The following is a 20,687-nucleotide window of genomic DNA, read 5'->3' as shown; positions in this document are numbered from 1 at the left end:
AGGGATCAGCGTGAGCCGGGACATCGCTCGTCAGCGTGCAGGGTATGCAGCAGGCGGCGTGCCACCGCTTCAGCATGTTCCGCCACTTGCGGCAGCCCCATCAGCTCGCCAAAGCGGCCGCGTGCCGCCGGGCCGGCCACCAGCAGCCGGGGGTTGGCCTCGCCTTGCCGGTTCAGGGTTTCTGCCTGTGCATTCACCAGAATACCCAGCCCCAGCGGGTCGGCCTGAATCACGCCCTGCCGCGCCAGATGGTGCAACAGCGGCTGGCTCTCCAGCAATGCGCTGTGCGCCGGGCCGGTGGTGACGATCACCCGGTCAACCTGTACCTGTTCGGTACTGCCGTGACGGCGTTGCAGCAGGAGCGCGGCGGCCTCCCCGTCCGGCGCAATCTGTTTCAGCCTGGCTGCCAGCACCTGCAAACGGCCCTCCGCCCGCGCGGTGTCGATGACTGCCGCCACCTGCGGCGCGATGCGGTAACGGTGCACGTCCCACCAGGGGCGGAGATGGCGTAAAAAGCGCTGCTGATCCGCCAGCGACAGCGACGGCCAGATCTGCTGGCCCTGTGCGCGTATCTCATCCAGCACCGCCTGCCAGCTGATGCCCTGTTCCGCCGCGGCGGCGATCTCCTGCCGGGTACGCCTCAGCCAGCCGCGCAGGGCGTGCGGCAATGGCGATGAACGCAGCGACCACGGCGCATAATCCCCGCGTGCGTTGGGGCGCGGCAGCAACCCACGGCGTGAAAAGGCCGTGACCGGCCCGCGATGGCCGCGCCGGTGCAGCGACGCCACCACATCCGCCATGCTCAGCCCGGTACCGATAATCGCGACCCTGTCCTGTTCGCCGATGCGGTCAAAGGCGCCCGGCTGCCACGGGTCGGCAATCAGCGCCGGATGCTGCGCCAGCGCGTGCGCCACAGCACCGGGCACGGTGGGCGGCGGGTGGCTGATAGCCAGCACCACCGCATCGGCCCGGAGTTGCACGCCGTTGGCGGTTTCTACCGTGTGGCCGTGCAGCCGCGTCGCCCGGTCACGCAGGTGGCGCAATGTGGAAGGCGTGGTCGCCGCCGCCTGAAGGAATTTCTCCGCCACATAACGGCCGAATGCCGAACGCTGCGGGTAGAGTTTGCCGTCTTCCCAGCGCGCGCCGGGGTCATCGGCAAAGGCCGGGCTGTTTTGGTACCAGCGCTCAAAATCGCCCTGTTCTTCTGCCGACAGGAACATCCGCCCGGCAGGCACATTGATGCGGTGCGCTGGGTCTTGTGCCGAATAAGCCACGCCGTGGCCGGGCAGCGGGCGCGGCTCGACCAGCGTGATCTCAAGCCCTTCTGCGCTGAGGCGCGCCAGATGGATCGCCAGCGCCGTGCCGGTAAAGCCGCCGCCGATAATCACCACCCGCCGCTTAGCCATGCTCAGTGACCGCCTGCTGTTGCCGCTCCAGTTCCCGCACCCGCGGCAGCACTTCACGGCCGAAATACGCCACTTCTTCCTGGAAATGCAGGAAGCCGAGTAGCATCAGGTCAGTACCGGCATTTTTATAGGCGATGATGCGTTCCGCGATCTGCTGCGGCGTGCCGATCAGGTTGGTTTTGAACCCATCGTTGTATTGCACCAAATCCTCCAGCGTTGAGGCGGCCCAATTGCCCTCACCTTCCGGCGAAGCGCGGCCGGCATTCTGTACTTCATGGTGGAAGCCCTGCACTGCCGCCGGATCGGCCTGATCGAGGATCTGTTGCAGCACCTGTTGCGCCTCCTGTTCAGTATCACGGGCGATGACAAAGCCATTGACCCCGATTTTCACCTGATGCCCGTTATCCTGGGCTTTGGCCTGGATATCTTCGATCTGGCGGCGGATATTGTCCACGCTGTTGCCGTTGGTGAAGTACCAGTCCGAAACGCGCGCCGCCATGTCCCGTGCGGCCCGCGAACTGCCGCCCTGAAAAATTTCCGGCAACGGGTCGAGCGGCTTGGGTTTCATCACATAGTCACGGTAGCGGTAAAAATCCCCGGCGAAGGTAAAACTCTCCTGTTGCCAGATCCCCCGCAGGCAGCGGATAAACTCCTCAGAACGCAAATAACGCTCCTCATGGTCAAGCCAGGGTTCGCCGATGGCCTTGAACTCCCCCCGGAACCAGCCGCTGACAATGTTCACCGCAATACGCGCCTGGCTGAGGTGGCTGATGGTGGCGATCTGCTTGGCCGCCAGCGTCGGGTGCCAGGGGCCGGGCAGCAGCGCGGCGATCACTTTCAGCCGCGTCGTCGCGCCCAGCAGCGCCTGGGAAAAAGCCACCGACTCGTGCTGGTTATCCGCCCCATAACCGGCGGTAAAGCGGATCTGGGTCAGGGCGTAATCAAACCCCGCCCGTTCGGCGATCTGCGCCAGTGTCCGGTTGTACTCCGCATCCCAGCCGGTACGCTGCGGGATCTTACTGACCACCAGCCCGCCCGAGACATTCGGTACCCAGTAAGCGAACTGGAGAGGGGCATGTCGGTTTGTTTGCTCAGGCATCAAAAGCTCCTTTGAAGGCAGAGGGACATCGGCGCTGTTTATCCGGGCACTTATTTACCCGGCCGCTTGTCGTTGCCGATGGTTTCCCCAAACGGCCCGGTGTTGATGGTGCGCGCTCGCGGCTGGGCGGCGCTGTCCAGCGGCAGCAGCGGCATCACCAGTTCGGCAAAGCGGTGCGCCTCTTCCAGATGCGGGTACCCGGAGAGGATGAAGTTCTCAATCCCCAGCGCCTGATACTCGCGGATGCGCTCGGCCACCTGTTCCGGGCTGCCCACCAGCGCGGTGCCTGCCCCGCCGCGCACCAGCCCGACGCCTGCCCACAGGTTCGGCCCGATGCGTAGCCCGTCACGCGAACCCTGATGCAGCGCGCTCATCCGTGCCTGCCCGGTGGAATCCATCCGCGCAAAAATTTTCTGCGCCGCAGCGATGGTTTCGTCATCCACATGCGCAATCAGGCGGTCAGCGGCGGCCCAGGCTTCCTCTTCCGTCTCGCGCACAATCACATGCAGCCGGATGCCGTAACTCAGGGTGCGGCCCCGTGCTTCAGCGCGCTGGCGCACCACGGCAATCTTCTCTGCCACCTGTTCCACCGGCTCGCCCCAGGTCAGGTAGCTGTCAATCTGTCCGGCCGCCACGTCGATAGCCTCCGGTGAGGAGCCGCCAAAGTAGAGCGGCGGGCCATTTTCCTGCACCGGCGGGAACAGGATCTCTGCCCCTTCCACATGGATATGTTTGCCTTTGAAGTCCACTTTCTCGCCTTTCAGCAAGCGGGAATAGACGTTCAGGAACTCGTCCGTGACTTCATAGCGTTCAGTATGGCTCAGGAAAATGCCGTCGCCTTTATTCTCGACCGGGTCACCGCCGGTCACCACGTTGATCAGCAAACGGCCTTCAGAGAGCCTGTCGAGCGTCGCGGCCATGCGCGCCGCCAGGCTTGGCGGCTGCAAGCCGGGGCGCACCGCCACCAGATAACGCAGCCGCCGGGTGATCGGGGCCAGCGCAGACGCCACCAGCCAGGAGTCTTCGCAGCTTTTGCCGGTCGGGATTAACACCCCATAGTATCCGAGGTTATCGGCTGCCAACGCAACCTGCTGTAAATACTGCAAATCCACCGGGCGGCCGCCCTGCGTGGTGCCGAGGTAACGGCCGTCGCCGTGGGTAGGTAAGAACCAAAATAGTTTGATTGTCCCGTCTGCTGCCTGGCTCATATGCGTTTCCTATATAACGTTATCTGTTATTTATCGGATGAATATCCGAGTTTGGTTATAAAAGACAAAGCAGGAACCGTGCCAGATTTCTGAAAATTTTTTACTGTTTACTATCAATGGATTAGAGGAACGTGGGTAAAACAGGCCTGTTGCAAATGCAACAGCGGCAACGCGGCGGCAGTTGCTTTTGCAACTTTTGCGGCAGGTTGCCCCCTCGTTCTGCCGGAAAGAGTGGGATAAGCTTTTTCCACCGCTGCTGCCAGGAGTGCACACCATGCAAAGCCCGTTACCTTATACCGCTGATCACCCGGTGCTGATCGACCCCGCCTCGCTGGCCTTCCAAAGCGTGCTGGACAGGCTGGCCCCCACCGATGCCACGGTGCTGATTGTTGGGGAAACCGGCACCGGCAAAGAGGTGGTGGCGCGTTACCTGCACCATCACAGCGAGCGGCGCCAGCAGCCTTTTCTGGCGGTGAACTGTGGTGCGTTAAGCGAAACCCTGGCAGAAGCCGAGCTGTTCGGGCATGAGAAAGGGGCATTTACCGGCGCAGGCCAGCGGCAACCGGGCTGGTTTGAGGCGGCCGAGGGCGGCACCCTGCTGCTGGATGAAATTGGTGAGCTGAGCCTGTCGTTACAGGTCAAACTGTTGCGGGTGTTGCAGGAGCGCGAAATCACCCGCGTCGGTTCACGCCGGCCGGTGCGCATCAACGTGCGGGTGATTGCCGCCACCCATGTCGACCTGGCGCAGGCGATCCGCGACAAACAGTTCCGGGAAGATCTCTACTACCGGTTGAACGTCGCTGCCGTCACCCTGCCGCCGTTACGCCGCCGCCGCGAGGATATCCCGGTGCTGGCGGCGCATTTTCTGTCGCTGTATGCCCGCCGCCTGGGTCGCCCGCAGATGCGGCTCTCGCCGGAGGCGCTCACGGTGCTGAAAGCCTACCCGTGGCCCGGCAATGTGCGCGAACTGGAAAATACCCTGCATAACGCGGTGCTGCTGAATAAAGAGAGCGTGATTGCCCCACAGCACCTGCGGCTGAACCAGGAGCTGTCCGCGCCGCAGGCCGACGAGGACGACGGGCTGGACGGCTTTATCCATCGGCAACTGGCGAGCGGCACCCCACACCTTTTCCCGCGGATGGTGAATGCGCTGGTGCGCCAGGCGCTTGAGGCCGGGGGCGGCAACCAGATGCAGGCGGCGGCGCTGCTCGGCATCAGCCGCCATACCCTGCGCACCCACCTCGCCAACCTGGGCATGATTAAAGGGCGCAACAAACCCGCCCAGCCTGCACCGGCACGGCCGGCGGCCGGGCGCGAACTGCGCATCGGCTATCAGAAGTTCGGCAATCTCGGCATTCTTAAGGCGCGGCAAAGCCTGGAAACCTTGTTCGCCCAGCACGATATCGCCGTGCTGTGGAGCGAGTTCCCCGCCGGGCCGCAACTGTTGCAGGCGTTGCAGAATAACGACATTGATTTCGGCACCACCGGCGAAGTGCCGCCGATTTTTGCGCAGGCGGACGGCAGCCCGCTGGTCTACGTGGCGTACGATCCGCCCGCGCCGCAGAGCGTGGCGCTGGTGGTGCCCGCCAATAGCCCGGTGCGCACCCTGGCTGACCTGCGCGGCAAGCGGATCAGGGTAAATAAAGGGTCGAACGTGCACTATCTGCTGGTGCAGATGCTGGATGAAGAGGGGTTATCGCTGGAGGATGTGCGCATCGTCTACGCGCCGCCCACCTACCCGCTCTCCCCCAGCGATTACCACGCGGCAGAGGCCTGGATGATGTGGGACCCGCTGCTCAGTGACGCCGAGCGCAGCGGCACCCTGCGGGTGGTGGCTGACGGCAGCCGCCGGGTGCTGAACCAGCAGTTTTATCTGGCGCGCCGTGACTATGCCAACCACTCTGCGGACATCCTCCAGCGGCTGCTCCAGGCCCTGCAACAGACCGGGCACTACATCGACACCGAGCGGGCGCAGGCCGCCCGGCACCTCTCAAGCGAACTGGGGCTGCCCTCCCCGGCGCTGGAACAGGCGCTCTCCCGCCGCAGCCACCGCACCCAACTGATGGACAACCAGGTGATCCGCGACCAGCAAACCATCGCCGACCGTTTCTACGCCCTCGGCCTGCTGCCCCGCCCGATTCAGGTACGCGACGCCATCTGGCAGCCGGGCGGGTAAAGCATGCTCATTTATCCAGGTCATTCACACATAGGGCGGAGAAAATACGCCCGGGCTGTGATTACGGTGATAATAAAATCTTATATGGCCCAGGTAATTCTCTTCATTACGCGGGCTTAGACACACTATTTTCTTTCGCACGCTGATGCTCATAATGCCTTTTGCTATAAATAATCAGCAGACAACCTGACGCCAGGGTGATGAGAATAGAGACGCCCATTAACGCGTAAACCAATATCGTCGAGCCGGTTGAAAAATACAGCAGCATCCCGACCAAAGGCAATATGGATTGATTTAACAGCATAATTAATGACGATGTGCTTGCCAGGACATGAGAAGGAATGACTTCTATCCTGATCATTCTGCCTATATTCCCCGAAAACACTTTACCAATGATTGATACGGCGTAACACCCAACAAAGAATAAAAATGAGGACTGATTAAAAATCAATACTGACGAACTGACGGTTATCAACGTCACTGACAAGCCCAATAACACCCGCCTGTCAAACGCACGTTTAATGTACCCATATAAATAGGTTCCGATAACGCCGCAGACACCTGCCGCCACATCAATCATGCCGAAATACTTAATGGGCAAGCTCATTTCCCGGTGAATCAATGCTGCCCCACTGGACTCGACCAGACCATCAAACATATTATTCCCTACCGCCAGCAAAACAGCACTGACGATAATCGGGGTTGTAAAAATAAACAGGACATGTCTTTTAAGGCTCAGTGCATCACTATTAACCCGCTCATCGGCGGTGCAATGAGAGTGAACGTCATTTTCTTCGGCGCGCAGCGCCTCTTTTTTTACGTAAAAGAAAAATGCATTGCTGATATAGAGCAGGCAAGGCAGGGCTAACACATATTTGTAGCCATAATCGAGCAGCGCCATGCCAACCAATGGGCCGGCAATCATAGCAAGGAAGTCCATTCTTGACATAATATTAACATGATGCTCTTTCGCATCACTTATCAAGGCAATGATCTTTTCGTAAGCAATAATCGTTTGTGAATTCCCTATAGATATTATACTGCCGACAATGCCAAAAGACACGGCAACCATGATGTTTGAAGAGAAATCCACACAGATAAGGAATAAGCACCCCATAACCTTTACCACATCAGAAAATATTGATAATGCTCTGACGCCAATTTTATCTATATATCTTCCAATTAAGGGGATGATAAAAATCCTGGGTAACCACCACAACGCATAAGAAAGGCCTGAATATTCTATACTTCCAGTAAGCTGATAAACGATGACTGAAGTCAGAAAAACCATCAGACCATCTGCTGTCAAAACAAAAAAAAGCAGATAAAAAAATAGGATGCTCATAGTGACGGTTTACACCTTTTCCTTCAAAAGGACTTTAACATGCTTACCTGTCTCTTCATCATAAACCACTATCGATTTTGGTGTACGATGCGTTGGCGCATCTTTAACGATCTCTTTCTGTTTAGAAACAATGAAAGTATAATAATCAAGATCGGCTTCGAGAGTATTTGTTTTATAACTCAGATAGTTTTTATTATTGATTGGCCAGTCAATAACATCATGCCCAGGAATATACTCTTTATTTTCATCAAGATATATAACAGGCCGGTTAATGGTTGTTATCCGGGCCATGTTAACCAGCGCGTGTGCTACGCCGCAGGGTATGACCAACTCAACATTGGGATGGGGGGTAAAGGTTATTTCTTCCTCAACAAAGAGGGTATCGGATCCCTCCCGCATATCCACCAACTTCAGGGTTATTTCATGTGCTGAATGCCCCAGGAATGTTAAGTGATCCTCTTGCCCTAAATGTAAACCGTAAGAGTCAAAGTCATAATTATCATTGCCATGTTCGACAATGTACATTGGCGATTGCCTGGTTAATGGGACGATGCAACTCTCTTTACCGGTTTTGATAGAGGGGATCTCCCTGAATTCAACACCCGATATTTTGACAACAGGTAGAACCAGTTCATTCTCCTCTGTGATTTTTTCCCTTATCCGCACATTAACCTGGCTTCCATCCTCCAGGATGAATTCGCGCGTTTCGGAATGTTGGAACTTATGCTTCTTGAGGTTTTCCTGCTGAAATTCGCCAATTCGATGATAAACCAAATCAGACGCCTCTTCCGTCATAGGCTCATAACCTTCGACATCATCAGCAGATATATCTTCTGGAATATTAATAACGTCATTTCCCGGCGACCATGTCAGCTTGCTGCTTAATAACCTGTCGACACTGGGTAAAAATAGCTTATACGAATTTAATGTAAATACGTTTTCCAGATTATGAAAGGTATGCGCAACCCCAGGAGGGATGATCAAGGTTTTTCCTGACGATGGAAAGATAGAAAACATCAGGCTTTTTCTGAAGGTGGGTGAGTTTTTCCGGCAATCAATAAATTTCGCGAGTATGGATTGTTTTTCGTCACCTAAAAAAGTCAGCGTGTCTTGCTGGCCAAGATGAATACCATATTGGCCATATTTAAAATCGTGTTCGCCATGATAAACAACATTGATCGGGAACGTGGTTGAAAATGGCACGACGTAGGAATCATCCTTGCCGTTATTGACTCTCCATCGTGGCACCCAGTGCAAGCCTTCAATGCTGATATTTTTATTCAACTCATTAATTTCATCGCTCATAGAGTGCTCCTGAGTATAAGGCAGCCTTTCGGCTGCCTTCATTTTTAAAGGTTGACTACTTCAATGTCATAACCTGCATTTTTAGCACTTTTCATCAGTTCACTTAAACTGCTGGTATTTAACTGAGCGTATTTATCATCTGCAGGGGCATTTTTGATACCGGCCAGATAGGCCAGCTTATCAAAAGCCGCTGTAGCTGCATTTTTGGTTTGAAAGATCATATCTGTGAAGCTATTGCCTTCTACATTTTTTTCTTCTACGACTGGTCTGGTTTTATACAGATTTGCAATGTCATTTATTTTGCTCATAAGACACCTCATTTATTTCCAGTGAGAAAGGCCGATTCAAACCAAATAGCCTAGTTAATGAAATGTTAAATAAACACTTCAGCGCAACTTTTATCATTACTAATTATTGGCTGTCAATTAGCCCCTCTTTTACTGCATCGGCGGTATTTTTGCAGACAAAAAAAATAACTCAATGAAATCATTCTGTTGTGATCCACCGCTTTTTGCTGCTTTTTCTTTAATAATTAAAATAAACCGATAATACCTTGGTTTTACAGGATAATGGTCTGCCCTGAATCACTACAGGCAGCGTTAATCACCACTATGATCTTATTTTTAACCTTAAAATTTCGATTTATAATTAAAGAGAACTCAGTAACATCTTATTCCCGCCCAGACATCTTTTAGTTTCACGCTAATTTATAAATAAAAAATACCTTATAAATCATTTGTTTAATTATGATAACACTCTCTATTTAGCGACTGGTATTCCGGTATACTAACGTAACCAATGAGGTAAGCGCGCCTGAATAGTTTTACCGTCGATAATTTGATCGTTGTCATACTTTACGTCATGAAGGAATAAGTTAACGTAAAAGAGAGCTACCGGCGTTCACCTCTCCCCCCTTCACGCCTATGATTTGTCTATTTATTCACCATAAACCCCTAATTTGTAAGATTATATTTAATCCCTCTAAATGCAAAGAAAAGGTAAACAAATGAGAATTTAATGCGTCCTTGTTAATTTTTTGTATTACATAAGTAAGTGAGCGCAGTAAATGTCTAAACAATTTTCAGGAAACTCCCGCCGGGATTTCTTGTTGAAAACCATTACCCTTGCCCCGGCCGTAGCCATTGGTGCCAGCGGGCTGGGGGCGTTAACCTCACCAGGTAAAGCGGACGCCGCGGAAGATATCGCGCCTGCCAATCAGAACGCGAAAGCGTACACCCCAACGTTCTTCACCCCGGAAGAGTTTGCCTTTATCAAGGCGGCCGTGGCGCGCCTGATCCCCGCGGACGATCGCGGCCCCGGCGCGCTGGAAGCAGGCGCTCCCGAATACATCGACCGCCAAATGTCGACCCCGTATGCAACCGGTTCCAATTGGTACATGCAGGGGCCGTTTAACCCGGATGCTGACCCGGCGCTGGGCTACCAGTTACCGCTGGTGCCGCGGGATGTCTACCGCCTCGGCCTGGCCGAAGCCGATGCCTTTGCCAAAAAACAGCATGGGAAAGTCTTTGCTGAACTCAATGCAGATCAACAGGATACCCTGCTTGGCCTGATGGAGAGCGGTAAAGCGGACTTTACCCAGGTGCCGTCAAAAACCTTTTTCGCCATGCTGCTGCAAAACACCCGTGAGGGCTTCTTCAGTGACCCGGTACACGGCGGCAACCAGAATATGGTCGGCTGGAAATTGATCGGATTCCCCGGTGCACGGGCAGATTTTATGGACTGGGTAGAACGGGGCGAGCGTTATCCCTTCCCGCCGGTATCCATTCGTGGCGAGAGGGCGTAAGCGATGGCAAATGCAATGAAAAAAGTGGACGCGGTGATCGTGGGGTTCGGCTGGGCCGGGGCGATTATGGCCAAAGAGCTGACGGAAGCCGGCTTAAACGTGGTGGCGCTGGAGCGCGGCCCGCACCGGGATACCTACCCGGACGGCGCTTATCCGCAGGTGATCGACGAGCTGACCTATAACATCCGCCGTAAGCTGTTCCAGGATCTCTCCAAAAGCACCGTCACCATCCGCCACAACAGCGGGCAGACCGCCCAGCCCTATCGCCAGCTTGCTGCGTTCCTGCCTGGAACCGGTACCGGAGGCGCGGGGCTGCACTGGTCGGGCGTTCACTTCCGTATCGACCCGATGGAACTGCGGATGCGCAGCCACTATGAAGAGCGCTACGGCAAGAAGTTCATCCCGGAAGGCATGACCATCCAGGACTTCGGCGTCAGCTACGACGAGCTGGAGCCCTACTTCGACAAGGCCGAGAAAGTGTTCGGCACCTCCGGCACCGCCTGGAGCGTCAACGGTAAGGTGATTGGCAAAGGCAAAGGCGGCAACCCGTTCGCGCCTGACCGTTCCAGTGATTTCCCGCTGCCGGCACAAAAGCGCACCTTCTCCGCCCAGATGTTCGCGCAGGCGGCCGAAAGCGTGGGTTACCACCCGTATGACCTGCCCTCCGCCAACACCTCCGGCCCGTACACCAACCCGTATGGCGCGCAGATGGGCCCGTGCAACTTCTGCGGCTATTGCAGCGGCTACGCCTGCTACATGTACTCCAAGGCCTCACCGAACGTTAACATCTGGCCGGCACTGCGCCAGGAGCCGAAATTTGAGCTGCGCGCCAATTCCCACGTATTGCGTGTGAACCTGAGCGATGACAAAAAACGCGCCACCGGCGTGACCTACGTTGACGCCCAGGGCCGCCAGATTGAGCAACCGGCGGACATCGTGATCCTCGCTGCGTTCCAGTTCCACAACGTCCACCTGATGCTGCTCTCCGGCATCGGCAAACCTTACGATCCGGTAACCAACGAGGGCGTGGTCGGCCGTAACTTCGCCTACCAGAACATCTCCACCATCAAGGCATTCTTTGACAAAGACGTGCACACCAACCCGTTTATCGGGGCGGGCGGCGCGGGCGTCGGGGTGGATGACTTCAATGCGGACAACTTCGACCACGGCAAATATGGCTTTGTCGGCGGGTCACCGTTCTGGGTGAACCAGGCGGGCACCAAGCCGATCTCCGGCCTGCCGACCCGGCCGGGCACCCCGGCCTGGGGCAGCAAATGGAAAGCGGAAGTGGCGGACGTCTACACCCATCACCTGTCGATGGATGCCCACGGCGCGCACCAGTCTTACCGCACCAACTACCTGGATCTCGACCCGAACTACAAAGATGTCCACGGCCAGCCGTTGCTGCGCATGACGTTCGACTGGCAGGAGAACGACATCAAGATGTCGCAGTTTATGCATGGCCGTATGCACAAGATTGCCGAGGCGATGAACCCGAAAGTGATCGCCGGGGCACCGAAACATCCGGGCCAGCATTTTGATACCACCATCTATCAGACCACCCACATGAACGGCGGCGCGATAATGGGCGAAGACCCGAAAACCAGCGCGGTGAACCGCTACCTGCAAAGCTGGGATGTGCATAACGTCTTTGTGCCGGGCGCGTCGGCGTTCCCGCAGGGGCTGGGCTATAACCCGACCGGCACCGTGGCTGCGCTGACGTACTGGTCAGCACGCGCCATCCGCGATCAGTATCTGAAAAACCCAGGCCCGATGGTGCAGGCATAAGGAAACAGCCATGAAAAAGATGATCTTTGCCCTCACCCTGGGGGCAATCAGCGTGGGCGCCTGGGCGCAGGACAACGGCGCCGAGCAGATTGCGCGCGGCGAATACCTGGCGCGCGCCGGTGACTGCGTGGCCTGCCACACCGCGATGGGCGGCACCGAGTTCGCCGGTGGGCTGGGGATGAAAACGCCAATCGGCACCATTTACAGCACCAACATCACGCCGGACAAAGAAACCGGCATCGGTGACTATTCGTTTGAGGATTTCGATAACGCGGTTCGCCACGGCGTCGCCAAAAATGGCCAGACGCTCTACCCGGCGATGCCGTACCCCTCTTACGCAGTGGTGACCGAAAGTGACATGCGCGCCCTGTACGCCTACTTTATGCACGGCGTGGCACCAGTGAAGGCCGCCAACCGTGACAGCGACATCCCGTGGCCGCTGTCGATGCGCTGGCCGCTGCGTTTCTGGCGCGGCATTTTTGCGCCGGAGGTGAAAGATTTCCAACCTGCGAAAGCGGAAGATCCGGTGCTGGCGCGCGGCCGTTACCTGGTTGAGGGCCTTGGCCACTGCGGCGCGTGCCATACGCCGCGCAGCCTGACGATGCAGGAAAAAGCGCTGAACAACAGCGAAGGCAGTGACTATCTGGCGGGCAGCAACGCGCCGATTGATGGCTGGGTCGCCACCAGTTTACGTGGTGACAACAAAGACGGCCTCGGCCGCTGGAGCGAAGAGGAGCTGGTACAGTTCCTGCGTACCGGCCGCAATGACCATACTGCCGTGTTTGGCGGCATGACCAGCGTAGTCGAGCACAGCCTGCAATACCTGAGCGCGGACGATGCCACCGCCATCGCCCGTTACCTGAAATCGCTGCAACCGGCTGACCCAGGCCAACCGGCGTTCAAACCCGATGACACCGTGGCGCAACAGCTGTTCAAAGGCGATGACAGCAAACCCGGTGCCTCGCTCTATGTGGACAGCTGCGCCGCCTGCCACCGCACTGACGGCAAAGGCTATACCCGCTTCTTCCCGGCATTGCGCGGCAACCCGGTGGTGCAATCTGACGACGCGACCTCGCTTATCCACGTGGTGCTGACCGGCGACACCCTGCCGGGCGTGAAAGGCGCGCCAAGTGCCGTCACCATGCCGGCCTTCGGCTGGCGGCTGAACGACCAGCAGGTGGCGGACGTGGTGAACTTTATCCGCAGCAGTTGGGGTAACCATGCACCCGCCATTACCGCGAAAGACGTGGCTGACGTGCGCAATGATAAGGACGTGATCACTGACCCGATCATGCTCGGCAATCCTTCCATTGATAAATTGCATGTGAAGTAAGCGCCCCATCACAACAAAGCCGCGATCCCTCGCGGCTTTTTTTATTGGTGGAACCCCAGCGGTTACGGTGCCGCCGCCACCGGTTTGCCGTTCACCGCCAGCCAGCCTTCCGGCAGGTGCAGCGTGGTGCTTAGCGCCTCATCCATCGCATGTGCCCCGGCAATCACCTGATAGTCACCGCGATAGAGGTGCCACTGCACTTTCCCGTTGTCCCAGCGGGCGATCAGCCGTGGGTCGACGTCAACCGTGACATCCCCCTGCTCGCCCGGTTGCAGCGTGATCCGCTGCCAGCCCACCAGCCGTTTCACAAACCCGTGGCCGCTGCTGCCGTTACGCAGGTAGAACTGCGGCGTGTCGGTGGCGGCGCGCGAACCATTATTGATGACCGTCATCCGCAGCCGCAACCCGCCGCCCGCCACCGGCTCCACCTTCAGGTTATGGTAGTGGAAGCGGCTGTAGGTCAGGCCATAACCGAACGGGAACAGCGGCGTCAGCGCCTGCCGCTCAAACCAGCGATAACCGACGTCTGACCCTTCGATGTTGTAATCCACCCGGATGGCCTGCTTCAGCGGCAGCCCCGGCATCGCCGTGGTGCTTTCCGGATCCGGCAGCGTGCGGCGCGGAAGCTGGGACTCATCCACCGGGAACGTCACCGGCAACCGGCCGGACGGCGACACCTTGCCGCTGAGCACGTCAGCGATCGCCTCACCGCCGCGGCTGCCGGGATACCACGCCTCCAGCACCGCGCCGACCTTTTCCAGCCACGGCATTTTCACCGGCCCGCCGGTCTGCAATACCACCACGGTGCCGGGGCGCGCCTGCGCCACCGCCTCGATCAACGCATCCTGGTTGTCCGGCAGTGAGAGATCAGGCGCATCCACCGACTCCGCCATCCACTGCCAGGCGAAGACGATCGCCACCTCCGCGGCCGCGGCTTTTTCAGCCGCCCGTTTGGGGTCGCGGCCATCGTCATAGCTGATTTCCGCCTGCGGGAAGGCTGCGCGCAAGGCAGCCAGCGGCGCGGAGGGGTGCAGGACCCGTTTGCTGACGAAAGCATTCTGGAACGGCGTCGGCAGGCTGATGCTGCCGGCCGGCACCACCTGGCTGGAGCCGCCGCCGGACATCACCCCTTTATCCGCATCGCCGCCTATCACCACCACCCGCCGCACGTCAGGCTTGAGCGGCAAACGCTGTTCCGCATTTTTCAGCAGCACCATGCCCTGCCGCGCCACCTCCGCGGCCACCTCCGCATGGGCGGCTTCATCCACGGCGCGCGGGCGCGGCGGCTGTGCCAGCCCATCGACGGCAATCAGGCTGCGCACGATGCGGCGCACCATATCATCCAGCCGCGCCACCGGCACGCGCCCGGCTTCCACCGCCTCTTTCAGTGGCGCCACAAAGAAGCGCGCCTTGTCCAGCTCCTCGCCGGACTGCTGGTCCAGCCCGGCCATCACCGCTTTTTCAGTGGAATGGGTCGCGCCCCAGTCAGACATCACCCAGCCGGGATATTGCCAGTCCCCCTTCAGCACCCGGTTCAGCAGGAACGCATTTTCAGAGGCGTACTCGCCGTTGACCAGGTTATAGCCCGGCATGACCGACCCCGGCTGCCCGCGCTCCAGTGCCAGCTGGAATGCCAGCAAATCGGATTCGCGGGCGGCCGCCTCCTCAATCACTGAGTCCGCCTGCACCCGCCCGGTCTCCTGCGCGTTCAGCGCATAATGTTTGACGGTCGACACCACGTGGCGGCTCTGGATGCCCGCCACCGCCTCACCGGCCATGCGCCCGGTCAGCAGCGGGTCTTCGCTGAGGTACTCAAAATTGCGGCCGTTGCGCGGCTCCCGGATCAGGTTCATGCCGCCGGCCAGCAGCACGTTAAACCCCTTGGCGTGCGCCTCTTCGCCCAGCATCTCCCCGCCCCGGTACGCCAGCTCCGGCGAGAAGGTCGCGGCGCTCATCAGCCCGGAAGGCAAGGCGGTCGCGCTGTCACCAGGGCGGATATTGCCGGGGTTGGCGATGCCGAGGCTGGCATCGGTCTCTTGCAGGCCAGGGATGCCGAGGCGCGGAATGCCCGGCGTATACGCCGCTGACCCCACCGCCCCGGCCGGTTTGCTCCCCGGCCCCAGTGGAAAGCCAAGCGGGGCGTGCACCAGCATGATTTTCTCATCCAGCGTCATTTTGCTGACCAGCGCCGCCGCCTGGCGATCGGCCGGTGCGGTGGCCTGATAAATCATCTCTTCCTGTTGCGCGTTCTCCGCCATCCTTTTTTCCTCTTTATCGACATGTTCTTTAAAAGGTAGTTAATGGCGTACCGGGCGAGGCCTGTTTTTACAAAAACCTCACAATGAATGGCCTGATTGCGCACGCTCAGCTAACGTCTATTCAGGCAGAGCACAGGAGGCAGCGATGGGAGTTCGTTTAGCACGGCCGGATGAGGCCGAAGAGACCTGGAAAATCCGCAACCTGGCGTTGCGCCACGGCTGCCGCGCGGTGTATGACGCCGACGCGCTGGCGGCCTTTACCCCGGACGCCATGCCCGCCAACTATCGCCGGGCACTTGAGGAGAACCCGTTTTTTGTCTTTGAAGCGCGCGAAAAGGGGCAGTTGGCGGCCACCGGGTTTCTTGATGTGCGGGAGCAGAGCGTCGAGGCGATTTTTACCCTGCCGGGCTGCGAAGGGCGCGGCTATGCCTCAGCGATTCTGACGGCCATTAAACAGGAGGCGCTGCGGCGCGGCATCAGGACACTGACGCTCTCATCCACGCCCAATGCGGCCGGGTTTTACCTGCGGCACGGTTTTACCCGCCTGCGCGACAGCCACTATTTTTCCGCCCGGACCCGCAGTTATTTTGCCTGCGTAGAGATGGCGTGGGCGGACGCACGCGGGCAATAAAGTAAACCTGGAACAGGGTTTTACTGGCAGGGCGTTGGTTGATTCGGAAAAGTTACCTATAAGCTTTCTTTACCTCTTTTTTACATAACTTTACCGTAAAGGGCAGCCTGTCTGGGGGACGATTTTTTATTCCGTAAGCGCTCATTATGTATCCCTCTAATCTTATTCTGATTCTTTTCCAGACTGATTAATGTGGTAAATCACTGTGCTATAAATCCCCCCACAACCGCACTGGGCTTGCTTTTGGCCGGGTTTTACCCGCCGGGAAACCTTTGTGTCCTGCTTCTTTTCTGGAGAAAACTATGCGTCTGGCTTCAACCTTAATTACTGCTGCAATCGTTAGCGCCGTTGTCAGTGCTGTCGTGATGAAAACCCCGGCCCTGGTTGACAAATACCACGCCATGACCGCCCCAAAAGATGACCCGGCGTTCTGGGTGACGCCGACCATCGAAGGTTACGGCCCGGTCCACAACTTTGAAGATGTGGCTTACAAACCTGCCGTAGGCAATGGTGACCCGTACAAAATCGTCTTCTTTGTGAACAAACAAGAAGTCGGCCCGGCACAGATTAACGAAGGGCTGGATCGCGTGGCGCGCGCCGTGAACCTGTATGTCGGTTCCGGCGTGCCGCTGAATCAGCTGAAATTCGTGGCTATCCTCACCGGCGGCGCGACCCCGGCGACCCTGAACAACGAGCAGTACCGTAAAATCAACGGTGTCGATAACCCGAACCTGCCGCTGATTGAGAAACTGCGCAAAGCGGGCGTGGATGTCTCCGTGTGTGACCAGTCCGTCGCAGCCCACCACTATGAGACCTCCTGGGTGGATAAAAGCGTGACCCAGGCGCTCTCCGGCCTGACCACCGTGACGGTGCTGGAGCACCAGGGTTACACCTTCATGCCGTTATAAGGCCCCCGGCGGCACGCCCTGTGCCGCCGTTTTCCTGCCCGGCCGCAATCGTTATTCCGTTTTGTTGTAAGCCGCTCATTGGACACGGCTATTTTCGTCTACTAGCCTTTAAAGACGTCACCAATAATGGATAAACAGGAGATTACGATGAGCCAGGTCACCCTTTCCCAGTTGTCGAAAGAGATTAAAGATATCGATTACGCGATGTTCTCCACGCTGAGCGAAGGCGGCACTATTGCCAGCCGGCCGATGAGCAATAACCGTAATGTGGAATATAACGGCGACGCCTATTTCTTTACCACCGAAGACAACCAGATCGTGGCGGATATTGAAAACGACGCCACCACCACCCTGAACTATGTCACGGCCAAATCCTCTGACAAGCCGAGCCTGTTTATTTCTATCCAGGGCGAGTCTTCGTTAATCCGCGAGAAAGACGCGCTGAAAGAGTACTGGACGCCGGACGTCGAGAAGTGGTTCCCGCAGGGCATCGATACGCCGGATCTGCTGTTAATCAAAGTCACTGCGCAGCACATCACCTACTGGGATGACAAAAATAACCACCAGGAAATCGCGTTGTGATTTCCGGCGGGCCGGGGCACCCCGGCCTGGTTTTCATCCCCTTCCCCGCGTTATTCCCCGTTAATTTGAGATAGGCAGCCTGTTAATTTGAGATAGGGTTGCGGCTAATTTGAGATAATAACCGGCCGCATTATTTTTGGCCTGTGCATTGATTTGATTCTCAAAAAGAAAAAATAATTTCCCTGGTAAACTTTCAACCTTTTTCTGGCCGGGCCGATAAAGATCGGTGAAGCCCCCTATGCGCCGGTGTACGTTACCCATGACAGGAAAAGAGCCAGAATGCTGCCATTTTCAGCCGACCCCGATAAACCCACACCGGTGGTAAGTTATTTTACCCTGCCCCAACGGGTAATAAAAAACGTTGCCCTGCTGACCGGCGCCCTCTTTCTGATTACCTGCGCCGCGCTGTTTTATATTGTGGCACAGCAAAACCACCGCCAGATCGAGCACAGTAAAGTCGACGTCGCCAAAGCAATGCAGAATTTGCAGGATAAGGTCGGCAATGTGCTGAAAGATTACGCCTTCTGGGGGGATGCCTATATTTTCACCCAGAGCAGTATTAATCTGGACTGGGCCTACAACCGCGACAATATCGGCGAGTCACTTTATACCCAATATAATCTGGAAGGGGTATTTATTGTCACCCCTGACCTTAAAACCCGCTATGCGCTGATTGATGGGAAAATAAGCCAGGCCGATGCCGCCACCTGGCTGACCGGTGATTTAACGCGGCTTATTGCCCTCGCCCAGGAAAAGGCCGCCACCGATGATTATGCCTCCGATTATTTTTTAATTAACGGCAACCCGGCGATTGTGTCAGCGGCGGTGATCCGCCCGGACAACAGTTATACCGATTACGCGCACCTCTCGGTGCTGATTTATGCGTTTATTCTGGATAACGAAAAATTAAAGGCCCTGGACGAAGACTTTGACCTGCATAACCTGCGGCTCGATCTCTCTGCCGGGAAATCATTGAAAGAACCGTTTATCACGCTCAGCTCCAGCGGCGGCACGCCGTTCCACCTGCGCTGGGATGCCGAGTATCCGGGTAACCACCTGCTGAAAACCATTCTGCCGCTGTTGCTGGCGCTGGCGATCCTGTTCTGCCTGATTTTTAACCGGCTGAAGACGCGGCTTTATCTCGCCGCGAAGAAACTCGATACCATCCAGGCCTCGCTGACCCTCAGCGAGGAGCGCCTGCGCCATGTGATTGAAGGCAGTTCAGACTGGATCTGGGAGACCAATGCGCGCCAGGAGCTGATCTACCTCTCCGACCGGTTTATCTGTATGACCGGCTACACCGCCGGGGAGTGGCTGGGCAAACCGTTCCACCAGCTGGTGGATTATGATCTCGACGCCTTTGAGAAAGGGGCGTTTGACCCGGTCAGCAGCCCCGGCATCCGCAAGCCGCTGCCGTGCCGGTTGAAAAACCGCATCGGCCTGACGCGCCATTGCAGCCTCTCTGTCCGGGCGATCCTTTCTGGCCGGTCGGTCATCGGCTATCGCGGCACCGTGTGTGACATTACCGAAGAGGTTGAGGCGAAAGCCCACATTGAATATATGTCGCTGCATGACGGCCTGACCGGGCTGGCAAACCGCAACCATATGCATAACTTCCTCCAGGCCAGCCTGGGCGGGATGCCCGGTGCCCAGCGGATCGCGGTGCTCAGCCTCGACCTCGACCGTTTCAAACCGATTAACGATACCCTGGGCCACGCGGCGGGTGACCGGGTGCTGAATGAGATCGCCGGGCGGCTGAAACAGTGCATCCGCCAGTGCGATCTGGTGGCGCGGATGGGCGGCGACGAGTTCATTATCCTCGCCATTGATCCGGGCAACCAGCAGAACACCGAGAAGCTCTGTCGCCGCATCATCGACGCCATCAATACCACCATTTTCATCGGCGAGCATGAGCTGAGCGTCGGGGTGAGCATCGGTATTGCCCGCTGCCCGGAAAACGGCACGCTGGCCAACGACCTGCTGCGCTATTCCGACATCGCGCTGTATGAGGCCAAATCCGCCGGGCGCAATAACTGGAAATTCTACGTCAATGAGATGAATGAGCGCATCCTGGAGCGCCGCCAGGTGGAGACGGATTTGCGGCAGGCGTTACGCCGTAACGAATTCTTCCTGGAGTTCCAGCCGCGCTTTGAACTGAACGCGATGCGGGTCGCCGGGGCAGAGGCGCTGATCCGCTGGAACCACCCGGTGAAAGGGTTACAGAACCCGGCGCACTTTATTTCCGTGGCGGAAGAGACCGGCCTGATTGTGCCGATCAGTGACTGGGTCATGCTGACGGCCTGCCGGGAAGCCACCGGCTGGGATGAAGATGTGTTTATTTCGGTTAACCTGTCGCCGGTGGAGTTCTATTGCGGTGACCTGATCGCCAGGGTCAGCAACGTGTTGCAGGAAACCGGCATCTGCCCGGCCAGGGTCGAGCTGGAGATCACCGAAAGCGTGATGATGGAGGATGCCGACCAGGCGCTGGTGATTATGCGCGGGCTGAAGGCGCTCGGCATCCGGCTCTCCATGGATGACTTCGGCACCGGTTACTCTTCCCTGAGCTACCTGCGCCTCTACCCGTTTGATGGCCTGAAAATTGACCGCAGCTTTATCGCCAACCTCGACGACAGCCAGAGCAGCCAGGCGATTATCCAGTCCGTTGTCGGGCTGGGCCGGGCGATGTCCCTGACCGTCACCGCCGAAGGGGTGGAAACCTCCGCCCAGCTTGATGAACTGTTGCGCGTCAATTGCCATCAGGCGCAAGGCTTCCTGCTGGGCAGGCCGATGAGCGTGGCGGCGCTGAAGGCGCTGATGAAAACGCCGCTGCACCAACCCTGACCG

The 20,687-nt window shown here is 57.5% G+C and carries 15 protein-coding genes; 8 read left to right on the top strand and 7 right to left on the bottom strand.

What is annotated here, in order from left to right:
• Positions 1-5: 5 nt before the first annotated feature.
• Genes JK232_RS07245 through ssuD form a run of 3 tightly spaced genes read right to left on the bottom strand, consistent with a single transcriptional unit; the run spans position 6 to position 3,713 of the window.
• Positions 6-1,406: an FAD/NAD(P)-binding protein gene (locus JK232_RS07245; RefSeq protein WP_101855262.1), complete on the bottom strand. Its 1,401-nt coding sequence runs from the start codon at positions 1,404-1,406 to the stop codon at positions 6-8.
• Positions 1,399-2,505 carry a dimethylsulfone monooxygenase SfnG gene (gene sfnG / locus JK232_RS07240; protein ID WP_072928093.1) on the bottom strand — a complete coding sequence of 369 codons (1,107 nt, stop codon included), beginning with the start codon at positions 2,503-2,505 and terminating at the stop codon, positions 1,399-1,401. The genes JK232_RS07245 and sfnG overlap by 8 nt, the downstream gene beginning before the upstream one ends.
• 50 nt (positions 2,506-2,555) lie before the next feature.
• Positions 2,556-3,713, bottom strand: a complete 1,158-nt coding sequence (ssuD, locus tag JK232_RS07235; protein ID WP_072928094.1) for an FMNH2-dependent alkanesulfonate monooxygenase — start codon at positions 3,711-3,713, stop codon at positions 2,556-2,558.
• Positions 3,714-3,987: 274 nt separating this feature from the next.
• Here ssuD and JK232_RS07230 point away from each other — a divergent pair, with 274 nt between their 5' ends.
• Positions 3,988-5,889 (top strand): aliphatic sulfonate ABC transporter substrate-binding protein, encoded by a 1,902-nt coding sequence (locus JK232_RS07230; RefSeq protein WP_101834900.1) that lies wholly within the window; start codon positions 3,988-3,990, stop codon positions 5,887-5,889.
• Positions 5,890-5,995: 106 nt separating this feature from the next.
• Here the strand turns inward: JK232_RS07230 and JK232_RS07225 are convergent, their stop codons facing one another.
• The 3 genes from JK232_RS07225 to JK232_RS07215 are packed head-to-tail and all read right to left on the bottom strand — an operon-like array spanning position 5,996 to position 8,847.
• Positions 5,996-7,234: an MFS transporter gene (locus JK232_RS07225; RefSeq protein WP_101828269.1), complete on the bottom strand. Its 1,239-nt coding sequence runs from the start codon at positions 7,232-7,234 to the stop codon at positions 5,996-5,998.
• Positions 7,235-7,243: 9 nt separating this feature from the next.
• Positions 7,244-8,539 carry a dTDP-4-dehydrorhamnose 3,5-epimerase family protein gene (locus JK232_RS07220; RefSeq protein ID WP_101828268.1) on the bottom strand — a complete coding sequence of 432 codons (1,296 nt, stop codon included), beginning with the start codon at positions 8,537-8,539 and terminating at the stop codon, positions 7,244-7,246.
• 44 nt (positions 8,540-8,583) lie between these two features.
• Positions 8,584-8,847 (bottom strand): XRE family transcriptional regulator, encoded by a 264-nt coding sequence (locus tag JK232_RS07215; RefSeq protein WP_101828267.1) that lies wholly within the window; start codon positions 8,845-8,847, stop codon positions 8,584-8,586.
• Between the two features lie 758 nt (positions 8,848-9,605).
• On the opposite strand from JK232_RS07215, the gene JK232_RS07210 reads away from it, so the two are divergent.
• The 3 genes from JK232_RS07210 to JK232_RS07200 are packed head-to-tail and all read left to right on the top strand — an operon-like array spanning position 9,606 to position 13,464.
• Positions 9,606-10,343, top strand: a complete 738-nt coding sequence (locus JK232_RS07210) for a gluconate 2-dehydrogenase subunit 3 family protein (RefSeq protein WP_072928103.1) — start codon at positions 9,606-9,608, stop codon at positions 10,341-10,343.
• A 3-nt stretch (positions 10,344-10,346) separates the two neighbouring features.
• On the top strand, positions 10,347-12,131 hold the full coding sequence (locus JK232_RS07205) for a GMC family oxidoreductase (RefSeq protein ID WP_072928104.1): 1,785 nt from the start codon (positions 10,347-10,349) through the stop codon (positions 12,129-12,131).
• 10 nt (positions 12,132-12,141) lie between these two features.
• On the top strand, positions 12,142-13,464 hold the full coding sequence (locus tag JK232_RS07200; protein WP_072928106.1) for a c-type cytochrome: 1,323 nt from the start codon (positions 12,142-12,144) through the stop codon (positions 13,462-13,464).
• A 62-nt stretch (positions 13,465-13,526) separates the two neighbouring features.
• Here the strand turns inward: JK232_RS07200 and JK232_RS07195 are convergent, their stop codons facing one another.
• On the bottom strand, positions 13,527-15,722 hold the full coding sequence (locus tag JK232_RS07195; RefSeq protein WP_246538386.1) for a beta-glucosidase family protein: 2,196 nt from the start codon (positions 15,720-15,722) through the stop codon (positions 13,527-13,529).
• Between the two features lie 145 nt (positions 15,723-15,867).
• Here JK232_RS07195 and JK232_RS07190 point away from each other — a divergent pair, with 145 nt between their 5' ends.
• The 4 genes from JK232_RS07190 (at position 15,868) to JK232_RS07175 (ending at position 20,684) form a co-directional block, all read left to right on the top strand.
• On the top strand, positions 15,868-16,353 hold the full coding sequence (locus JK232_RS07190) for a GNAT family N-acetyltransferase (RefSeq protein WP_072928109.1): 486 nt from the start codon (positions 15,868-15,870) through the stop codon (positions 16,351-16,353).
• A 302-nt stretch (positions 16,354-16,655) separates the two neighbouring features.
• Positions 16,656-17,261 carry a DsrE family protein gene (locus JK232_RS07185; protein WP_072928110.1) on the top strand — a complete coding sequence of 202 codons (606 nt, stop codon included), beginning with the start codon at positions 16,656-16,658 and terminating at the stop codon, positions 17,259-17,261.
• Between the two features lie 147 nt (positions 17,262-17,408).
• Positions 17,409-17,843: a pyridoxamine 5'-phosphate oxidase family protein gene (locus JK232_RS07180; protein WP_072928112.1), complete on the top strand. Its 435-nt coding sequence runs from the start codon at positions 17,409-17,411 to the stop codon at positions 17,841-17,843.
• Positions 17,844-18,122: 279 nt separating this feature from the next.
• Entirely contained in the window at positions 18,123-20,684 is a 2,562-nt protein-coding gene (locus tag JK232_RS07175; protein WP_072928113.1) for a bifunctional diguanylate cyclase/phosphodiesterase, read from the top strand.
• Positions 20,685-20,687: the final 3 nt, after the last annotated feature.

The sequence above is a fragment of the Nissabacter archeti genome, from assembly GCF_018257325.1.
Lineage (GTDB): Bacteria > Pseudomonadota > Gammaproteobacteria > Enterobacterales > Enterobacteriaceae > Chimaeribacter > Chimaeribacter arupi.
Note: the sequence above shows the minus strand (reverse complement) of the source record. Positions and strands in the feature narration are given on the sequence as shown.